General features: G+C 56.7%; 21 protein-coding genes. 10 read left to right on the forward strand and 11 right to left on the reverse strand.

The window, feature by feature from the left end; genetic code table 11:
- Nucleotides 1-33: 33 nt before the first annotated feature.
- A complete protein-coding gene (locus tag ACW8F6_RS04440; RefSeq protein WP_491574639.1) occupies nt 34-543 on the reverse strand; it encodes a Dps family protein in 510 nt (169 codons plus the stop codon).
- Between the two features lie 80 nt (nt 544-623).
- Nucleotides 624-1,172: a BON domain-containing protein gene (locus tag ACW8F6_RS04445; RefSeq protein WP_491574640.1), complete on the reverse strand. Its 549-nt coding sequence runs from the start codon at nt 1,170-1,172 to the stop codon at nt 624-626.
- A 419-nt stretch (nt 1,173-1,591) separates the two neighbouring features.
- Here ACW8F6_RS04445 and ACW8F6_RS04450 point away from each other — a divergent pair, with 419 nt between their 5' ends.
- The 5 genes from ACW8F6_RS04450 to ACW8F6_RS04470 all read left to right on the forward strand — a co-directional run bounded on the left by ACW8F6_RS04450 (nt 1,592) and on the right by ACW8F6_RS04470 (nt 5,144).
- Nucleotides 1,592-2,182 carry a 1-acyl-sn-glycerol-3-phosphate acyltransferase gene (locus ACW8F6_RS04450; RefSeq protein WP_491574641.1) on the forward strand — a complete coding sequence of 197 codons (591 nt, stop codon included), beginning with the start codon at nt 1,592-1,594 and terminating at the stop codon, nt 2,180-2,182.
- A 33-nt stretch (nt 2,183-2,215) separates the two neighbouring features.
- Entirely contained in the window at nt 2,216-2,824 is a 609-nt protein-coding gene (locus ACW8F6_RS04455) for a lysophospholipid acyltransferase family protein (protein ID WP_491574642.1), read from the forward strand.
- Between the two features lie 24 nt (nt 2,825-2,848).
- Entirely contained in the window at nt 2,849-3,610 is a 762-nt protein-coding gene (locus ACW8F6_RS04460; RefSeq protein ID WP_491574643.1) for a TSUP family transporter, read from the forward strand.
- Nucleotides 3,598-3,936, forward strand: a complete 339-nt coding sequence (locus tag ACW8F6_RS04465) for a hypothetical protein (protein WP_491574644.1) — start codon at nt 3,598-3,600, stop codon at nt 3,934-3,936. Before ACW8F6_RS04460 ends, ACW8F6_RS04465 begins: the two co-directional genes overlap by 13 nt.
- A gap of 101 nt (nt 3,937-4,037) precedes the next feature.
- A complete protein-coding gene (locus tag ACW8F6_RS04470) occupies nt 4,038-5,144 on the forward strand; it encodes an AI-2E family transporter (protein WP_491574645.1) in 1,107 nt (368 codons plus the stop codon).
- 12 nt (nt 5,145-5,156) lie between these two features.
- On the opposite strand, the gene ACW8F6_RS04475 is transcribed toward ACW8F6_RS04470, so the two are convergent.
- Complete coding sequence (locus ACW8F6_RS04475; protein ID WP_491574646.1) at nt 5,157-5,489, reverse strand: hypothetical protein; 333 nt, start codon at nt 5,487-5,489, stop codon at nt 5,157-5,159.
- A gap of 165 nt (nt 5,490-5,654) precedes the next feature.
- Here ACW8F6_RS04475 and ACW8F6_RS04480 point away from each other — a divergent pair, with 165 nt between their 5' ends.
- Nucleotides 5,655-6,323, forward strand: coding sequence for a 50S ribosomal protein L11 methyltransferase (locus ACW8F6_RS04480; RefSeq protein WP_491574647.1), 669 nt, complete (start codon nt 5,655-5,657; stop codon nt 6,321-6,323).
- Nucleotides 6,324-6,347: 24 nt separating this feature from the next.
- Here ACW8F6_RS04480 and sthA read toward each other — a convergent pair whose 3' ends face one another.
- The 3 genes from sthA to ACW8F6_RS04495 are packed head-to-tail and all read right to left on the reverse strand — an operon-like array spanning nt 6,348 to nt 10,090.
- Entirely contained in the window at nt 6,348-7,748 is a 1,401-nt protein-coding gene (sthA, locus tag ACW8F6_RS04485) for a Si-specific NAD(P)(+) transhydrogenase (protein WP_491574648.1), read from the reverse strand.
- Complete coding sequence (locus ACW8F6_RS04490; RefSeq protein ID WP_491574649.1) at nt 7,745-8,605, reverse strand: HDOD domain-containing protein; 861 nt, start codon at nt 8,603-8,605, stop codon at nt 7,745-7,747. Before ACW8F6_RS04490 ends, sthA begins: the two co-directional genes overlap by 4 nt.
- A 54-nt stretch (nt 8,606-8,659) precedes the next feature.
- Complete coding sequence (locus tag ACW8F6_RS04495) at nt 8,660-10,090, reverse strand: protein adenylyltransferase SelO (RefSeq protein WP_491574650.1); 1,431 nt, start codon at nt 10,088-10,090, stop codon at nt 8,660-8,662.
- A gap of 154 nt (nt 10,091-10,244) precedes the next feature.
- On the opposite strand from ACW8F6_RS04495, the gene ACW8F6_RS04500 reads away from it, so the two are divergent.
- Nucleotides 10,245-10,796 carry a hypothetical protein gene (locus ACW8F6_RS04500; RefSeq protein ID WP_491574651.1) on the forward strand — a complete coding sequence of 184 codons (552 nt, stop codon included), beginning with the start codon at nt 10,245-10,247 and terminating at the stop codon, nt 10,794-10,796.
- A gap of 39 nt (nt 10,797-10,835) precedes the next feature.
- Here ACW8F6_RS04500 and ACW8F6_RS04505 read toward each other — a convergent pair whose 3' ends face one another.
- Both ACW8F6_RS04505 and ACW8F6_RS04510 read right to left on the reverse strand, forming a co-directional pair.
- Nucleotides 10,836-12,044: a TonB family protein gene (locus tag ACW8F6_RS04505; RefSeq protein ID WP_491574652.1), complete on the reverse strand. Its 1,209-nt coding sequence runs from the start codon at nt 12,042-12,044 to the stop codon at nt 10,836-10,838.
- Nucleotides 12,045-12,235: 191 nt separating this feature from the next.
- On the reverse strand, nt 12,236-12,757 hold the full coding sequence (locus ACW8F6_RS04510) for a hypothetical protein (protein WP_491574653.1): 522 nt from the start codon (nt 12,755-12,757) through the stop codon (nt 12,236-12,238).
- A gap of 188 nt (nt 12,758-12,945) precedes the next feature.
- Between ACW8F6_RS04510 and ACW8F6_RS04515 the strand changes: the two genes are divergently transcribed.
- Entirely contained in the window at nt 12,946-13,653 is a 708-nt protein-coding gene (locus ACW8F6_RS04515; RefSeq protein ID WP_491574654.1) for a cyclic nucleotide-binding domain-containing protein, read from the forward strand.
- Here ACW8F6_RS04515 and ACW8F6_RS04520 read toward each other — a convergent pair.
- Complete coding sequence (locus ACW8F6_RS04520) at nt 13,650-14,057, reverse strand: ComEA family DNA-binding protein (protein ID WP_491574655.1); 408 nt, start codon at nt 14,055-14,057, stop codon at nt 13,650-13,652. The two genes, ACW8F6_RS04515 and ACW8F6_RS04520, sit on opposite strands and share 4 nt — an antisense overlap.
- Nucleotides 14,058-14,060: 3 nt before the next feature.
- Nucleotides 14,061-14,387, reverse strand: coding sequence for a thiosulfate sulfurtransferase GlpE (gene glpE / locus ACW8F6_RS04525; protein ID WP_491574656.1), 327 nt, complete (start codon nt 14,385-14,387; stop codon nt 14,061-14,063).
- A 177-nt stretch (nt 14,388-14,564) separates the two neighbouring features.
- Here glpE and ACW8F6_RS04530 point away from each other — a divergent pair, with 177 nt between their 5' ends.
- Together ACW8F6_RS04530 and ACW8F6_RS04535 are read left to right on the forward strand one after the other, a co-directional pair.
- Nucleotides 14,565-15,221, forward strand: coding sequence for a flagellar brake protein (locus ACW8F6_RS04530; protein ID WP_491574657.1), 657 nt, complete (start codon nt 14,565-14,567; stop codon nt 15,219-15,221).
- A gap of 78 nt (nt 15,222-15,299) precedes the next feature.
- A complete protein-coding gene (locus ACW8F6_RS04535; protein WP_491574658.1) occupies nt 15,300-15,962 on the forward strand; it encodes a hypothetical protein in 663 nt (220 codons plus the stop codon).
- 100 nt (nt 15,963-16,062) lie between these two features.
- On the opposite strand, the gene ACW8F6_RS04540 is transcribed toward ACW8F6_RS04535, so the two are convergent.
- Complete coding sequence (locus ACW8F6_RS04540) at nt 16,063-17,286, reverse strand: CaiB/BaiF CoA transferase family protein (protein WP_491574659.1); 1,224 nt, start codon at nt 17,284-17,286, stop codon at nt 16,063-16,065.
- Nucleotides 17,287-17,313 lie beyond the last annotated feature (27 nt).

Genomic DNA, 17,313 nt, shown 5'->3' on the forward strand with positions numbered 1-17,313 from the left:
ATTTCTCGTCCTTGCTGCGACAATGCCGACCGATTACGCCGACACAATGGCGCGCAGCATCCAGGCATTTTCTTCGTGTTGCCCAATGCGATCGGTTAACAAGTCTGCGGTTTTTACATCTTCAATTTCTTCTGCGGCGGCGACTGCATGGCGCAGGTTGCGCGCGCAGCGCTCGTTATCGTCGGCCAACTGAGTGATCATGTCTTCTGCACTGGGGGTACCAGTTTCCTCGACAATGTCGGTTAATGCGGCAAATTGCGTCAGGCTGCCGGGAGCGACAAATCCCAGGGCGCGAATACGCTCGGCAATCACGTCGATGGCGGCGGTTAAATCCTGGTACTGGTCCTCTGTCAGTTTGTGCAGGCTGTAAAACAGCGGGCCCATAACATTCCAGTGAAAGTTCAGGGTTTTGACATTGAGCAACACCGTATCGGCCAGGGCTTTTGATAAAAAGCGGGCTAGCTCGCTGCGATCTGCGCGCTTAATGCCGTTTTTCGTGTTTTGCTCTTTGGGTTTGGTGCTGAGTACAGTTGCTGTTTTCATGGTTACTCCTATTGCGTGCCTTGGTGTTGGATTTAGCTGCTTAGGGATGGCGCCGGCGCACAGCGCCCGCGCCGCTAAGCTCAGCTGTTAATTTCCAGCCGGTTTACAACCTGCTCAACGTTTGACGTATTTTTTGCAATGGCTTCGGCCAGCGATTTTTCGGCGCTGCTGTCAACTTCGCCAGATAAAATGACCTTACCTTGTTCGACTTCAACCTCAATGTCGGTGCCCGACACTTCGGTATCGATTAATAGACGGGCTTTAATCAGCGACTCGGTTTTGGAGTCTTGCATGTCGGCCAGTAGCGAATCAGTGGCGTAGGTATCGGGATTTACACGCAGTTGGTTATGCACATCCTTAACGCCGTCAAGACTCAACACCAGCTCTTCAGCCAGGTGTTTATCGACTTCGCTGTCTACATCGCCGCGCAGAGTCACTACGCCGTTTTCAACGAGTGTGTCGATGGTGAAGTTATTTAAATGTTGGCTCATCAGTAATGTCGCTTCGGCTTTGCCGTCCAGCCAGGCATCTTTCAGCACTTGGTCTTTGTGTGTGTCGGTTGCGTGTGCGCCGGCGGCAATCGCGGCCGACAGGCAGGCAGTGGCTAATAATTTTTGAGTAAACTGCATAGTGATTTCCTTTTCTTGTGGGTGAAAACTTCGATTTATTCGGTGCGGTAGGCTACCGCGATGATGGAATAAATCGCTGTGTTACTAGGGAGATTGCAAGTGCTGTGCCAGGCAAAAAAATGCGCGCAGGGTGCGGCTTTGTGGGTGACTACGGCGATGGATACCCGTTGTTTTGTAAAAATGAAAATACGGGGCCTTGGCATTTTGTAAATTCTGCGCAGCGATAGTCGATCAGAAGCCGCGCGGTTCGGAGGCTTGGCGTGGCGATGTCTTGGGGGAACGTTGAGCCACTAGCCGCAGGCAGGTGTGGGCGCGGGGTACCGGTACTGGCGAAGGCGCATTAAGCCGCCTGAGTGTCGCCAAAATCCTACAAAAGTACTAAAATCCCCGTTTTCCCGTTAACTGACTAGAATAATAAGATGTCTGTCGTACCCCAACTCCCTGAATTGGCCCCTCGGTTTGGCGGCCAAATGACCCGGGCCTGCGGCCGGGGCCTGTTGCGATTACTGGGCTGGCGCCTGGAGGGCGAGCTGCCCAACGAGAAGAAATTGATGGTGGCGCTGGCGCCGCACACGTCTAACTGGGACTTTGTGGTGGCGATGCCGGTGATCATGGCGCTGGGTATCCGAGTGTCTTACCTGATGAAGAAAGAGGCGTTTATCTGGCCTTTTAGCATACTGTTTCGCTGGTGGGGCGGGATTCCCGTGGACCGCAGCGCCTCGCAGGATGTGGTGGGGCAGGTGGCGACCTGGTATCGGGAGCACGATGCCGTGTGGGTGGCGATTACCCCAGAAGGTACACGGCGCAAAGTGGGCCAATATAAGACCGGCTTTGTGCGCATTGCTCACGCCGCCGGTGTACCGGTACTCACCATCGCCTGGGATTTCCCCTCTAAGTCGTTAGTGGTGGATCGCCTTTGGGAAACCACCGGCGATCACGAGGCCGATGCCGAGCGCATACGCACCCACATCAACGCCCATTACCGAGGCGCCCAGCCGCAATACCAATAGATGTATCAATAGATGACAAAGCAAGAGAGGCCCATGACCCAGCCCCCTCATTCAGAGCAGGAAATCACCGAGTTGCCTCCGGGCTGGCCGCGCATGGGCAATGGTTTTACCCGCTGGTTGGGCCGTACCGGTTTGCGCCTGATGGGCTGGCGCTGTGCGGGCCAGGTGCCGGATGCGCGCCAACTGGTGATAGCCGGTGGGCCCCATACCTCAAACTGGGACTTTGTGGTGGCGATGTTCGCCATTCTGGCTCTGGGTGTAAAGGTGTCCTGGCTGGGCAAACACACGATTTTTCGCTGGCCGCTCACGGGGCTGTGGTTGAAGTTGGGTGGTATTCCCGTCGACCGTTCGGCGGCCACTGGCATGGTTGAGCAGGCCGTAGACAGTTTTAAAACCAATGCCAACCAAATAGTAGCGCTGATGCCCGAGGGCACGCGCTCCAAGGTCGAACAGTGGAAAACCGGGTTTCTGCGCATTGCCAAAGGCGCCGACGTGCCCGTGCTGCTGGTGGGGATGGACTACCCCAGCAAGTCCATTTACTTTGGCGATCTATTCACTGTCAGCGACGACATGGAAGCCGATTTGGCGCGAGTTAAGGCCTTTATCCAGAGCTTTCGCGGTAAACGACCCGCAATGCAGTAAGTACTTACCCACCGGAGGGCGTAGATGGAATGGGCTTGGTGGGTGTATGTGGCGCTAGCCACCGTGGCTTTTATCGCGGGCTTTGTCTCCTCTATTGCCGGCGCCGGCGGCTTAATCGTGCTGCCTGTGTTGCTGTGGGCGGGCGTGCCGCCGCTGAATGCCCTGGCCATCAATAAGTTCCAGAGTGTGTTTGGCACTCTCAGTTCCACAGTTAACTTTTTCCGCAAGGGCCACTTGGATCTGCAACCGCTGCGTGCGGGCTTGTTGTGGGCACTGCTGGGCGCGCTCTTAGGTACTTGGCTCATTCAGCGGCTGCCCTCGCAATGGCTGACGCTGCTGTTGCCGGTTTTACTGTTGGCACTGGCGCTCTATTTCGCCGTCTCACCCGATATCTCCGATAGCCCGCGCGGCGAGCGTATTAGCCAGCGGCGATTTAATGCGCTGGTGGGCGGCGGTCTGGGGGTGTACGGTGGTTTTTTTGGGCCCGGTATGGGGTCATTTTACGCGGCGGCCTTTGCCCGTTGGCGGGGCATGCCGATGCGCGCGGCCACCGCGAGTACCAAGCCCTTTGTACTGGTTGTGAATACCACTTCGATGGTGGTGTTTGTGCTGGCGGGCTATCAATGGTGGGGCTTGGCGCTGCTTATGGCGGTGGCCCAGATAGTTGGCGCGCGCTTAGGTTCTAATTTGGTGATTAGCCAGGGCGCGCGTTTAGTAAAGCCAATGCTAGTGGGGGTAACTCTGTTGATCGCGCTCAATTTGGTATGGCGGGCATGGTTTTCCTGACGCTGGCGGCGAGCCTTTTATTATTTGCATTGGTGTTGGGCTTAATGCTTTATTTGCGTCGGCCACTCTACCGTATCGATAGCCAGAATGTGGCGCGATTGCTGCGCGCTGTTGCTGAAGGTGAGGCGCGCCACCAGGACTGGTTGGTGTTTACTGCTATACCCATTCGTTACGACCCGGCGCTGGAAGCCATTCGCTTGCGGTGCTTGGCCGTGGAAGAGGCGCACTTGTTGGGCGATCAGGGGCGCTATCTGTTTGACGCGCGAGGGCGCGAGAAACTGGCGGAGATATTGCGCGAAGTGGAGGCGTTAGGGCCGCACACTTAACCCAGGCACAGTTGTTCGGCGGCGCCATTGGTGGTTCAATCGCCTCCACACAGGTGTGCCCGGCTCCGTGGCCCGCCGCAAATTATTCTAGGAATTGGTTCATGAGTGACACACACAACCGACCGGTGTTGATGTTTATGCTGGGCCTGGCGGCCTTTGTGGTGGTGGTGGCGGGCATGCGCGCGGCGGAATCACTGCTGGTGCCGTTTTTACTCTCGTTGTTTATTGCCGTAATTTGCTCGCCGCCGCTCTTGTGGATGAAAGCCCGCGGTGTACCCAGCGCGGTGGCGGTGATTGTAATGATACTGCTCATCGTTTTGATGGGCGCCATTGTGGGCGCGGTAGTCGGGGCGTCAATCACATCCTTCCGCGCAGATTTACCCGAGTACCAGGCGCGGCTGCAGGAGATGAGTGCGGGCTTGCGCGCCTGGCTCGAAGCGCGTGGCCTGCAAATCGATAGCCGTTTTTGGGCAGACAACGTTAAGCCTTCGGCGGCGTTGGCGCTAGCGGGCAACACGCTTTCGTCGCTGGGTAACTTGATGACCAATGCGTTTTTAATTCTGCTGACCGTAATTTTTATTTTGGCCGAGGAGATGCGCTTCGCAGATCGGCTGGCGCGCGCGCACGAAGACATGCACAGTACTATCAACGGCATTAACCGGTTTACCAAAAGTGTGAATCACTACATGGCGCTGAAAAGCGGGCTGAGCCTGGCCACTGGCGCGCTCGTGAGCCTCTGGTTATGGGTGCTGGGGGTGGATTACGCCTTGCTGTGGGGCACCATGGCATTTCTGTTGAATTTTGTCCCCAACCTGGGTTCGCTGTTGGCGGCAGTGCCTGCGGTGCTGTTGGCGCTGGTGCAATTGGGCGTGCCGGATGCCCTGTGGACCGCAGCCGGCTATGTGGCCATTAATCTGCTGATTGGCAATGTGATCGAGCCGCGGGTGATGGGGCGTGGACTCAACTTGTCCACTTTGGTGGTATTTCTTTCATTGGTGTTTTGGGGCTGGGTGCTGGGCCCGGTGGGCATGTTGCTGTCGGTCCCATTAACTATGACCGTAAAAATTGCATTGGAAAGCTATCCTGGGACTGCCTGGATGGGCATGGTGTTGGGCGATGTGCCCGCCGATGGCGAGCCAATGGGTAACAGCCCGGTAAAAGCGTTGGTGGAGGCAGCCGAAGAAGTGGCTGCGGGTAAAACGCCCTAAGGCGGCGAGTTTTTAAAAGCGGTAGGCCGCGTTTAGCTCAAAACCGTTGTCGTTCGACTGCGTCTGAATGCGAAAGCCGGACTGGTGCACAGGGCGCTCCAGGTGGCTGGGCGTTAACGCCTTGGCCAGCAGACCGGTCAGGCCGTTGATGTGGCTCTGCTGGCGTTTAGCCTGGCGGGTATTGGCGTGCTGATAAAAGTGAATGGCCTGGGTGCGGGCCTGGTCGAGTGCACTGTCTTCGCCGGCGTAAAAGGTTTGAGAGAAGGTCTCGCCGGCTTGCGCGGCTGTGATGGCAAGCGCGAGGCAGGCGGAGGTCAGTAAACTGGCGTATGTGGCTGCTTTCATGTTGGCCGCTCTCTACGGGGTAATCTTGGCGCTTCCCTTCCCGTTTCTCCATGCCTTAACTGTGCCTCAAGGACCGGTCAATTTCTGTGCACCAGTTCCGAATTTAATACTTTATGCCTATAAGTTAGGTGCTTATGCTAGAAATTCGTTGTAAGGCGTTGGGCAATGACTGATCAGTTGCAGGCCAATTTGCGACAGACACTGCCCGCTGGAAGGCTGAAAATCACGTCGCTACCCGGCCTACCCATCGCGCTTTGGCTCCTGGATGAGGCGTCGCTCTCGGCCCCGCCGCTCTGTCCTGAGGCCACGGCCCGGGTGCTGGCGGCGCCCGCCTATTGGGCGTTTTGCTGGGCCAGTGGACAGGCGCTGGCGGCTCATATCCTTGCCAATCCCGATAGCGTCAGCGGCGCCCGGGTGCTGGATTTTGGCGCTGGCAGCGGGGTGGTCGCCATTGCGGCGGCGCGCGCAGGGGCGGCGGAGGTATGGGTTTGCGATAACGATCCCCTGGCCTTGGCGGCAGCCCAGGCCAATGCAGCGCTCAACCAGGTAACGCTAATCCCCGTGAGCGATCTGGCGCAGGCGCCGGCAGGTTTGGATGTCGCCTTTGCCGCAGATGTGCTCTACGACGTGGAAAATTGGCCGTTGCTCGATCGGCTCGGGGAGCTGGCGACGCGGGTCACGGTGGCCGACTCGCGAGTGCGCGACGCGCAGGTCCCTGGATTTGACGCGGTGGGCACGGCCAGCGCCTGCACCTGGCCCGACCTCGGCGAGCCCGAGGCCTTTAGCCGGGTGGTATTTTTCCGTGCTCAGGGGTGTCCATCGCCGCTGCGCTAAGTGGCCCGGCAGGTGTGTGGCCCGCTAGCTAGCTGTCATTTTGGCCCGCTGGCCGATTACCGCCAGGGCCGCGACCCGGTAGGCCTCCGCCAGGGTGGGGAAGTTAAAAATGCTTTCCACAAAAATGTCGACGTCGGCTTCGTACAGCAGTGCCATCTGGCCGATATGAATCAGCTCGGTGGCGCCTTCGCCTACGATCATCACGCCCAAGAGCTTTTTGCCCTGGGCATCGCAAATGAGTTTTAACATGCCGTCTTGAATACCGGAAATTTGGCCGCGGGCAATTTCTTCAAAATTGGCGCGCCCGACGACGACTCCACCTTCGGACTCGCGCACCTGTTGTTCGGTGAGCCCCACGGCAGACAGTTCGGGAATGGCGTAAATGCCCGACGGAATGGTGCTGGCAATGCGACCCATGGCCATCCCCAGTGCATTGCAAGTGGCGCGCCGGCCCTGCTCCATGGAAGTGGACGCGAGGCTAGGCGGGCCAATAACATCGCCGGCGGCGTAAATGTTGGGTGTGCTGGTGCGCAAATTGCTGTCCACTGAAATGAGGCCGCGCTCGTTCAAGGCCAGGCCCGCATTTTCGATATGTAAATCCTTAACGTTGGCAATGCGACCTGCGGCGCACAATAATTTTTCACTGTGAACGCGCACGCCGTTGTCGCACTCGGTAATGACGCCCGCCAGTCCATCGAACTTTGCGCTGGTGACTGTGTGTTGACCCAGCCAGGTGCCGCCCATCGCCTCAAAGGCGTGCACAAATTTATCGGTAAGATCTTGATCCAGAAATCCCAAGGGGCGGGGGTATTTATCGATCATGGTGACTTTGACCCCCAGCGCCTGAAAAATCGAGGCGTACTCGCTGGCGATGACGCCGCCACCGAGCACCGTTAGACTTTTGGGCAGATAGAGCATCGACAGAATGGAATCGCTGTCGAACAGGTACTCGTGATCTACCGGGATATTGTCTGGTTTACGCGGAAAGGAACCGGTGGCGATGACAAAATTTTCGGCGCTCAACTCTTCTGCTTCGCCACGCACTTTAGCGACGCCAAGTCGATGGGTATCCAAAAATTTGGCGCGCCCGTGAATAGTGTCGATGCGATTTCGCTCTATTTGCCGGCGCATGTATTCATCGTGCGCCGACAGCACCTCGTCTAGACGCGTAATTAACGCAGTCATTTCCGTGTCTTCGGCCAATTCGAAATTGGCCAGCGCGGCATTTGCGCGCATGTTTTTCACGCGCAGGGCGTTTTCGCGCAGGGTTTTGGATGGAATGGTACCGCGGTGTACACAGGCCCCACCCAATACGCGATCGCGCTCGATAAGCGCCACTTTTTTACCGGCCTTGGCGCCCTGAATGGCGGCTTTTTGTCCCGCTGGACCACTGCCAATGACGATTAAATCGTAGTCGTAACTCATCGCCCGAGCATCGCCTCCATGGTGCTTTTCACATCGTCTTTTTTGTCTAGCAGACTGTCCACTTCGTCTTCGTACAAATTTAAATCGGCCAATACGGGCTTGGCGATGAGATCTTTCGCTGTCAGGGCTTCGGGCATCAATAGGTGGGTGGCAAAAGCTGCGCCACCGTTAATCATGGTGGTTTGCTCGCGCGCGAGAGTGGCCTTGTCGTATTCGTGAAAAAACTCAATGGATTCGCACACTATCTGCGGCATTTCCCAGCGCTGCGCCACGGCGACGCCGACGGCTGTGTGCAGGTCCGACTCGAGCACCTGCATGTCGGCTTCGGTGAGATTGATGCCATTTTTTTTGGCGCAATCCAGTGCGGCTTGAATTACCACCGGGCGGCCAATGGAGTGTAGTAGGCCGCACAGGAAGGTGGCTTCCACATTGCGTCGACACAAGCGTGCAATCTCTTTGCCCCAAAGTGCCGTCGCCAGTGCGTGGCGCCAAATGCCGGCAATGTGTTTTTCATAGCCAGGTGCCTTAAACATTTTGGCGGATATGGACGCAGCCAGCGCGATATCGCTGATCAAGTTCATGCCCAAGCGCGTGATAGCTTGCTGCAGCGACACGAGCGACGCATTGGGCGAGTAAGCGGCCGAGTTGGCTATGTGCATTACATGGCCCGCCAGCGCTTGGTCGCTTTGAATTAGTCTGGCCAGTTGTGTGGCGTCAGACTCTGGGTCTTGCGAGAGGGTAACCACTTTACTGGCCACCTCGGGCAGCATGGGCACCTCCAATTGACGATTGTCGATGCTGGCTTGCAGCGATTGGGCAATGGCCTGTGCGGCCGGTGATAGCGGGCTCTGGGTCATGGTGCGTCTCGACGGCTTACAGGGTTATCGGGCAGTGGACTCACCAAGTGTAGATCAACTTGAGCAACTCACCGGCAGGTGCTTCTGGTCTTCACTCGGCGGTTGGGCGAGGTGTGCCAGCTCTGGGTGCTCGTCGAAAGGCGCAGTCAATACGGTAAACAGCTCCGTTAACGGGCCGTAATCCCCGGCCTGGGCCGATTCGATGGCGCGCTGTGCTAAATAGTTGCGCAAGACAAATTTCGGGTTGTGGGTCAGCATCTGCGATTGCCTGGCGGTCTCAGAGAGACATAGCGCGCGATAACGTGTTAGCCAGCTGGTCGCGGCGTTGCTGTCGGGGATCATGTCGCATGCGAGTTCGGGATCATGGCTAAGTGTGCGCATAAAGCCGTGGTAATCAATGCGATGTGCAGCCAAAAGCGCGAGCAAATCGGCCAGTAATTGCTGGTGATCGCTCGAAATTTGGTTTGGTTCGGCTGTCCTCGTGGAAGCAATTAGCCCCAGCTTAACGGCCATCAAATGATTGTAGGTTTCTGTGAGTTGCGGTGCGTAGCGGGCCAATTGTGTTTTGATGTCGTCGATGGCGATAAAGCCCGATAGGCTGTGAGCCAGCGCATTTAAATTCCACAGTCCGATGTTGGGTTGGCGATCGAACGCATAGCGGCCCTGGTCGTCTGAGTGGTTGCAAATAAAACCGGGCTCAAAGTCGTCTAAAAAGCCAAAGGGGCCAAAGTCAAAGGTTTCGCCAATCAGCGACATGTTGTCGGTGTTCATCACCCCGTGCGCAAAACCGGCTGCCTGCCAACGGGCAATGAGATGCGCGGTGCGTGTGACGGCCATCGTCAACAGTGCCAGCGCTTGTTCTGCACTGCGTGCCTGCAGTTGCAAATAGCGTTGTGCGCAATAGTCGATCAGCTGGCGCAATGGCTCAGTTTGATTCTGGTAGAAAAAGTATTCAAAGTGCCCAAAGCGAATGTGGCAGCGACTGGCGCGCAACAAAGTGGCACCAGTCTCTAGGGATTCGCGCACAACCTGTTGACTGCTGCCGGCCAAAGCCAGGGCTTGGGTGGTGGGAATGCCAAGGCCCGCCATGGCGCACGAGCCCAGGTATTCGCGAATACTGGAGCGCAACACCGCGCGGCCGTCGCCAAACCGTGAGTAGGGTGTACGCCCCGCGCCCTTTAAGTGCAAGTCCCAGCGCTGCGAGCTAAGGCGCCACTCGCCCAAGAGCAGTCCGCGCCCGTCGCCCAACTGGGGGCTGAAACCGCCGAATTGATGACCGGCGTAGACCATAGCGAAGGGGGTGCACTCGGTGGGAAGCGATTGCCCAAGCACCAGTTGCTCCACCAGTGTTGCCGGTAATTCCAGCGCTTCGACCAAGGCGCGATTCAGGTGGATCAGTGTGGGATTGTCCAGCGGCTGCGGTGCCAAGTGCGTGCCAAAGTTAGCACCCAAATTGGCAAAGGAGTTGTCGAACTCGGCAGTCATTACTTTTATACTCGAAGGCAGTGGTTAACTATGATGCCACAGATGGCGGCGCGGCGGGTGTTGCGCCAGGGGGCAGCGCGGATTGCAACATGCGCGCTACGGGCAGTGACGCCGTGTTGTGGCGGTGGCCGGCTACCATGGAGATAAAGGGCAAATGGCGCAAAATAAAGACCTGGTTTGGGATCTGGATACGTTCACCGAACGCGAGCGGGCGCACGCCTTTGTGATGGGGTTTGAAAATAAGCTGTGCGTGTTTTCCCAGTCCGTTAATCAACTGTATACCAATTACAATATTTTTGTGCCCCGAGAAGAAAACCGTAAACTCGTGATTTTGCCCAATCCCTATGCGCATTTTGACACCTTTAATAATCTCGACCCGGCGGCGCTCATGGCAACGGGGCTGCACATTGTGCCTGGGCGAGGTAAAAGTCTACTGCTGAGCATTCCCTTTAAAAGTGGTAAAACTAAGGAGCGGCTGGTGCCGTTGCAGGTGGGTATTCGCCTAGTGAGCCAGCAGCGCCCCGCTGGCCAGCCATTTTTACCGGTGCTCATGAAGGGCGATTTGCGCGAGATGGATGCCGCAACCCCCTGTTTGCACTTGCATGCGCTGAATCTTGAAAAACTGACAGATCTGTCGGCACTGGATCGAGCGGCCATTGCGCGCGTAATCACCGAACGGTTGGCGGCGCTGGGCGAGACCCCATAAAAAAACGGCCGTTTGGGCCGTTTTTTTATGGGTGGTTGATTAACCCTTTGGAATGCTGAAGGTAATTGGCAGAGTGAACTCAAAGCGCTCGCCCTGCAGGTCTTGCGGCATGGGCGGGAAGGGGTCTGAGCGCTCCACGGCTTTTACGGCTTCAGAGTTTAGCAGGCTATGACGCGACTCTTCTAAGGGCTGCATATTCAACACCTTGCCGTTGCGGTCGATGATCACTGCAATACGCACGGAGCCTTCCTGACCGCGCTGCAGCGCGCGTTTAGGATAGCGGATATTCTTGTAAGTCCAGCGCAACAATTTAGAGTGATACAACTGGCGGCTCACCAGCGACGCGGCCGTGAGCAGCGGCTCCTCCTCTTCCTCTAACTCTTCGTCATCTAAAAATGCATTATTGACGGGTTTGGCTGCTGCCACTTGCGTAGGCGTAGGTGCGGGCGTGGGCTTTTCCACCTTGGGCTGTTCAATTTTAGGCTTGTCTTCCACGGCTGCTGGTGCTGTCACTTCGGGCTTGGCGACCACTGCCGCCGCGGCCAGCGTGGGAGCAGCGACGCTGGGCGCGCTGACTTTGGGTGTCGCTACGGCAGGGGCAGCGGGCTTGGCCTCCGCAACCGAAGCGGCGGGCTTGGGCGACTTCCAGCTTTCGACTTCGGCAATGCGCTCCTCGGAGGGCGTGATAGCGCGATAGCGTCCGAGCAGGTTTGCATCGATTTCAGCACCGGCCATGACGCCTTCGCGGAATTCTGAGGACAGGGGCACCGAGCCGATCCAGGTAGATAACAACATGTTAAAGAGGTTGGGGGCGCGACGGATTTTACCCATGTCCACGCCATTGACACTGACGCTGATGCCTTCGCCGGGGATATCGTCAATTACCAAAACATCGCCATTGCGCAGACGCCCTTTAGTGAGCTGGGTAAATTCCACCATGCCGTCGGCGTTGGCCTGCAGTTGATCGCCGGCGATGTTGATAGCGATACCTTCAATCCACATGCGGCTCAGGCTGCGCGCCGACACGCTACTGGCGGTGATGCGCAACTCCAGGCGCCGCTCGCCACCCACGTTTAAGGCCGAACCTACATCAGTGGTGCCAGCGGGTAGATACAGGCCGGCCAAAAACTGCTCTTTGCCGAGTTTGGTGTAGGGGGAAATACCGTTCAGTAACGGCTCTGCCTGAAGTGTCATAGCGGCGAGACCGGCGCAAAGAGCCAGTAGCCAGCGGTGGAAGCGAATTGTCATGGCGGAAAGTCACTCTGTTTTTGTCAGCTGAATCGCTATATAGCGTAACGTTATGTGGCCTTGTGGTTTTTGTAATCATGCCAAAGGCTTACTCTACAGCGTTTAGACGTAACTTCAATAGGCATTTTGGGGCCGAGCCGGCGGCCGAGAGACAGTGGCAGCGGGCACCGGTGGTACCCGCTGTTGTTGGTTTACAGGTGGGCAGGGTGTAGGGGATTGTTCCAGGTGCTGCCTTTGCCCGCCAGAGCAGCGTGGGGCTGATGGGACATGAAGCGTTCAATTTGATCGGACTCTTGCTCGTGGGTGTCGATCATCACCAAGACGCTGCCGCTAGAGAGCGCTTTTGCGAAGGGGTTGAGCTTGTAGTGAGGCCGCCCAATTCCCACGAATCCACCAAACCAGGCGCCAAAACCTGTACAAAATATGAATAGGCCCACATAGGCCAGCGGCGCGTCGCCGGCAATCCCTGCGGTGTAGAGCAGGACACAAGCTAATAACCCCAGCGCGGCCCCCGCCAGTAGACCGCTTTCGCCGGCGGGCAATAGATCCGTGGTTTCCAGAGGCGAGGCTGTGGGCATGTGATGGCGTTCGAGCTCGGTATCGTTGTTGGCGACTAGGTGCAGGTGGTCGCGTGTAATGCCCTGTCTTTGTAAATCTTCTGTGAGGTGTTCGGCGGCTGAAATGTCGTCGGCGAGGTAGTATAAGCGTTGCATGGGAAGCCTCCCGCAAGCAGCATAGGGATATATTTAGTACAATGGTACAATTAGTGGTGTAATCTCACCACTTCTCTACCAGTATAGTGGGCGCTGGCACTGAATTTGGCCTGTCTTAAGACCAACTGGTGCTAACTTATACGGGGTTTTATATATCTATCCTATCCATTTGACGACGCAGGTATTGCATGGAGATTAAGCTACTAGACCGGATTCCCAGAGCCGCTCTCGAATCTCTTTTGGCGCCCATCCCTTTTTATAAAGCTGTTAAACAAGACGACCCTCACCAGTTTGAGGTGTTACTGCGCCATTCGCGCCTGGTGGAATTTCGTCCCGGCGAAGTGGTGTTACGCCGCGGCGAACGCGACCCGTGGCTGTATTTTTTGCTCAAGGGGCAGTTAGCGGTTTACGCCAGCGACGCACAGGGGCAGCAGGTTATTAATTACATCACCCCAGGCGAGGTCTTTGGCGATTTGGCGGCGCTGGTGCAAAAAGAGCGCTCTGCCACGGTAGTGGCCGATCACAATTGCAAGCAAGTGGTAGTTTTCGGTACGGACTTTAAAGCCTTTGGCGAGCTGGAAAATTTTGGGGTCATTAGTCTAAACACCAAATTGGCGTATTTTCGCAACTGTGTGCACAGCTTGCGCTGGAAGCTGGAGGTGTACCGGATGCGCTACCCGGAAAACCCACTGGCGTCTAAACATCGCGCGATTAAACTTTACACGGGTGCAAAAGGTGGCCGGGAAGAGTTGCGCGCTATTTACGAGCAGGCCCAGGCCCTTGCGCGCCTTTTATTGGATTGGAACCAACAGTTTGGCAGTCTCTCCCTGGCCGCAGAGGGTCACTCGGCGCCCAATCCCGAGCTGGTCGACAAGATGACGCAATCAAGCCGCTAAACGGTAAGGTGCATTTTTAACTGGTGGCGCTGTGCTTTGGTCAGGCCCTCTACCGCGTCGAGCTGCGCCAGGGTTTGGTAGGGTCTGGCGTCAATCACGCGTTGAGCGCAGGTGGCGCCAACCCCTGGAATTTTCTGCAGACCGTTTTTTGAAATGGTGTTGATGTTTATACGCTCGGTGGCGGTTTTTAGTTGCTCCTCTGAAATGCCGGCCGCTTTCGGTGCCGGCGCGACGTCACTTCTGGGTGGCAGTGCGGCGACGGCAGGTTTGCGAAACTCCGTGCGCAAATAGGCGACTTGTTGGCGAAGATCTGCCAAATCATCGCGCTGAGCCTTGAGTAAAAACTGCAGCCGGCTCAACAGAAAAACAATAGCCAATAACAACAATATAACGATGACACTCATGTGTTAGCCCTGTGATGCGCAGTCGTTTGGGTAGTGTAGTCGCCAATCTTCAAAGCCGCCGTCCAAACTGTAGACTTCTGCAAAGCCCTGTTCTGTTAAAAATTGAGCGGCGCTTTGGCTGCTGTTGCCGTGGTAGCAACACACAATGAGCGGGGCTTGTTTGTCTGCGTCTGCTAAAAATTGCGCGAAACTGTCGTTGTCTAGGTGCTGGCTGCCGGCGATATGGCCTGCGGCATAGCTGTGAGCATCGCGGATGTCGACAATGTGTGTGCCCGGTTGTTGGCGTTTGGCGGCAGCGTCAGCTGCGGAAATGCGGTGAAACTGTGGCATGGTGGAGCCTATGAGCTGCGGATTGGATGAATTAAGTATAAAAGGCCGAGGCTCTTCTGCCTACGGCATTAGGGGCTAGTAGCCGTCACCTTATGCTCGCGCAGGCGCGGGAATTAGACCGGCAAAGGCGGGCGTAAACAGCTAGAATGAACCGGTACACAATCAGAAAGATCAGTCATGAAGTTTGAAGAGTTTAAGTTGCCCTACGGTTATCCCGTCGCTATTGAAGGCACCAGCGCAGGTGGCGAGCCCTTTAAGTACGCCAGCAAACTGGTGGGCTGCTTGCCGGGCGAGCTGATTGTCATAACGCAACCCCGGGCCGCCAGCGCTTCGCAGTTGCGCTCGGGCCAAAAATTGCTGATCAAAATAATGGCGGGTAATGGTGTCATGGCCTTTGCCTCTGTTGTGGAGCAGATTCATGCGCAACCGCGCGCGCTGGTTTTTTTGCGTTATCCGAGCAAGCTGAGCTTTAAAGAAGTGCGCGGCGCCACACGGGTTGAAAGCCGTACGCCGATCAGTGTGCAATCGACGCAGGGGTTGACCACAGTGTCGGCCAAGGGCTTTATTTCTGACATCAGTCTATCGGGCGCGCGCATCGAGCTCAGTCAGTCAGTGGGGGAGGTGGGTGCCCACATTGCGATTAGCGGCGATGTCACTATCGCGCGCTTGCAAGGTCAACTGGAGCTGCCGGCCGTGATTCGTTCGCGTATTGAGCGCAGCACACGGGAACAAGAAGCCGATTTCCCCGCCATTTATGGTATCGAGTTTGCCGACATGAGCGATGAGCAGCGGTTGCTGCTCTACGCCTATGTGTTTTCGCTGCTGGCGAAGTAGATGCGACGGCCCTTAATTACACTCCTGCTTCTTAGCTGTATCGCGCCGGCGATTGGGTGGGCGCAGGCAGGGCACGCGTTGACAGACGCCAATGAGCAGGTGGACGAGGCAACCGCGCCAGTGTCGACCGCTACCGAAGCTGTCAGCGAAACCCCGGATAAGCCCCTCAATCTGGACCGCCTTTGGCTGCCCAGTTCCTACACTAAATACTGGTCGAACCTGCGCCATATTGCCGAAATGCAGCTGGCCTCCGAGCGCTGCACAGAAGTGATCCGCGGGGAATTGGCCCGCGCAGAGAGCAGTGAAACGCAGCCGGTATTTGCCATTATGTGTCGCGATAACCTTCGGACAACCTATGTGGAAAAATTTGACGGTTTGGTGCTGGAATCCTACGAACAAGCCATTATTCGCCCACCGGAACCCGAGCCGACGGAGGAGGAGGCGGTGCTAGAGCTCGAGCCCGAGCCCGAACCGGATATATCGCTGGCGATATACGCTGCCTGTCAGAACCAATGGCAGAGCGATGTCAAACTTATGCAAAAACTCGTGTGGCTGGATGCACTGGAGCCGGTTGTACCAATGGCGGCCGAGGAAGATGCCGAAGGTGTTGTGCACTACAGTGCGCGCCGCCGCTTCAATGCGCGCAATGCCGCGGGCGTCGAATTGCGCTACCTGGCGGTGTGTGAAGCAACCAGTCTGGTGGACGTGCGCACCCGTATTGATATTCGGCGCACACCTTAGTTCCTCTATTGCATTTAGGCTTAGCGTTTTGGCGCGTCGTCTGTAGCCGCTATGCATTGGGCAGGCGGATAACGAACCACCTGCCTCAGCGAACAGCTTGTTAATCGATGACCTTTTTGTCGCGCAGAGCTTGAATTGCGTCTGCCGACAAACCCAGTTTTTCTCGCAATATATGCGACGTGTGTTCACCTAACTGCGGTGGCGGTACAGACTGCTGTAATTGGCTGCGGCTGTAGTGGATGGGATTTCCCGCAAGCTCTATGTCGCCGGCGCTGGGGTGTGTTACTCGGATGCGCATGTCGCGCGCTAACAGCTGGGGGTCGTTGAACACCTGGTCAATGGAATTAATGGGTCCGCAGGGTACTTGGCGCGCCGACAGTTCGCGCAGCCAATAATCACTGTCGCGTTGTGCAAGTGCCTCGGCAACCTTGGCGCATACCGCATCGCGATTGGCCACCCGTGCAGGGTTGGTGGCATAGCGGGGATCTTGGGCCAGCTCGGGCAGCTGAGCAATGTCGCAAAATTTCTTAAACTGGCCGTCGTTGCCAATGGCCAAAATAATATAGCCATCGGCCGTGGCAAACGCCTGGTAGGGCACAATGTTCGGATGCGCGTTACCCATGCGCTGTGGCGTGACGCCACCCACTAAATAGTTGGTGGCTTGGTTGGCGAGCACCGAGGCTTGCACATCAAACAGCGCCAGGTCGATATACTGCCCCAGCCCAGAACGGTGCCGTTCCAACAGTGCGCCCTGGATGGCGATAGTGGCGTACAGTCCGGTGAAAATGTCGGTCACTGCCACGCCCACCTTTTGCGGGCCTGCGCCTGGCTTGCCGTCGGCTTCGCCGGTGATACTCATTAGTCCGCCCATGCCTTGAATCATAAAATCGTAGCCGGCGCGATCCCGATAGGGGCCGGTTTGGCCAAACCCGGTAATCGAGCAATAAACAAGTGCTGGGTTAATGATCTGTAAACTCGCGTAATCCAGGCCGTACTTTTTTAACCCGTCGACTTTGTAGTTTTCAATGACAACGTCCACCTCTTTTGCCAATTCGCGCAGTAACGCCTGACCATCGGGGTGGGTGATGTCTACGGTAATGGATTGTTTACCCCGGTTGGCGGCCAGGTAGTAGGCCGCCTCGGCGTCTTCACCCTGCGCGTTTTTCAGGTAGGGCGGCCCCCATTGGCGGGTGTCGTCGCCGGCGCCTGGGCGCTCTACTTTAATGACTTCTGCACCCAGGTCGGCTAATAGTTGCCCGGCCCAGGGCCCGGCTAAAATGCGGGATAAATCCAATACGCGAACGCCTGCGAGCGGGGTATTCATGAAGGGCTCCACTTTTGATTGGCACGG

This window comes from Simiduia sp. (assembly GCF_058345725.1).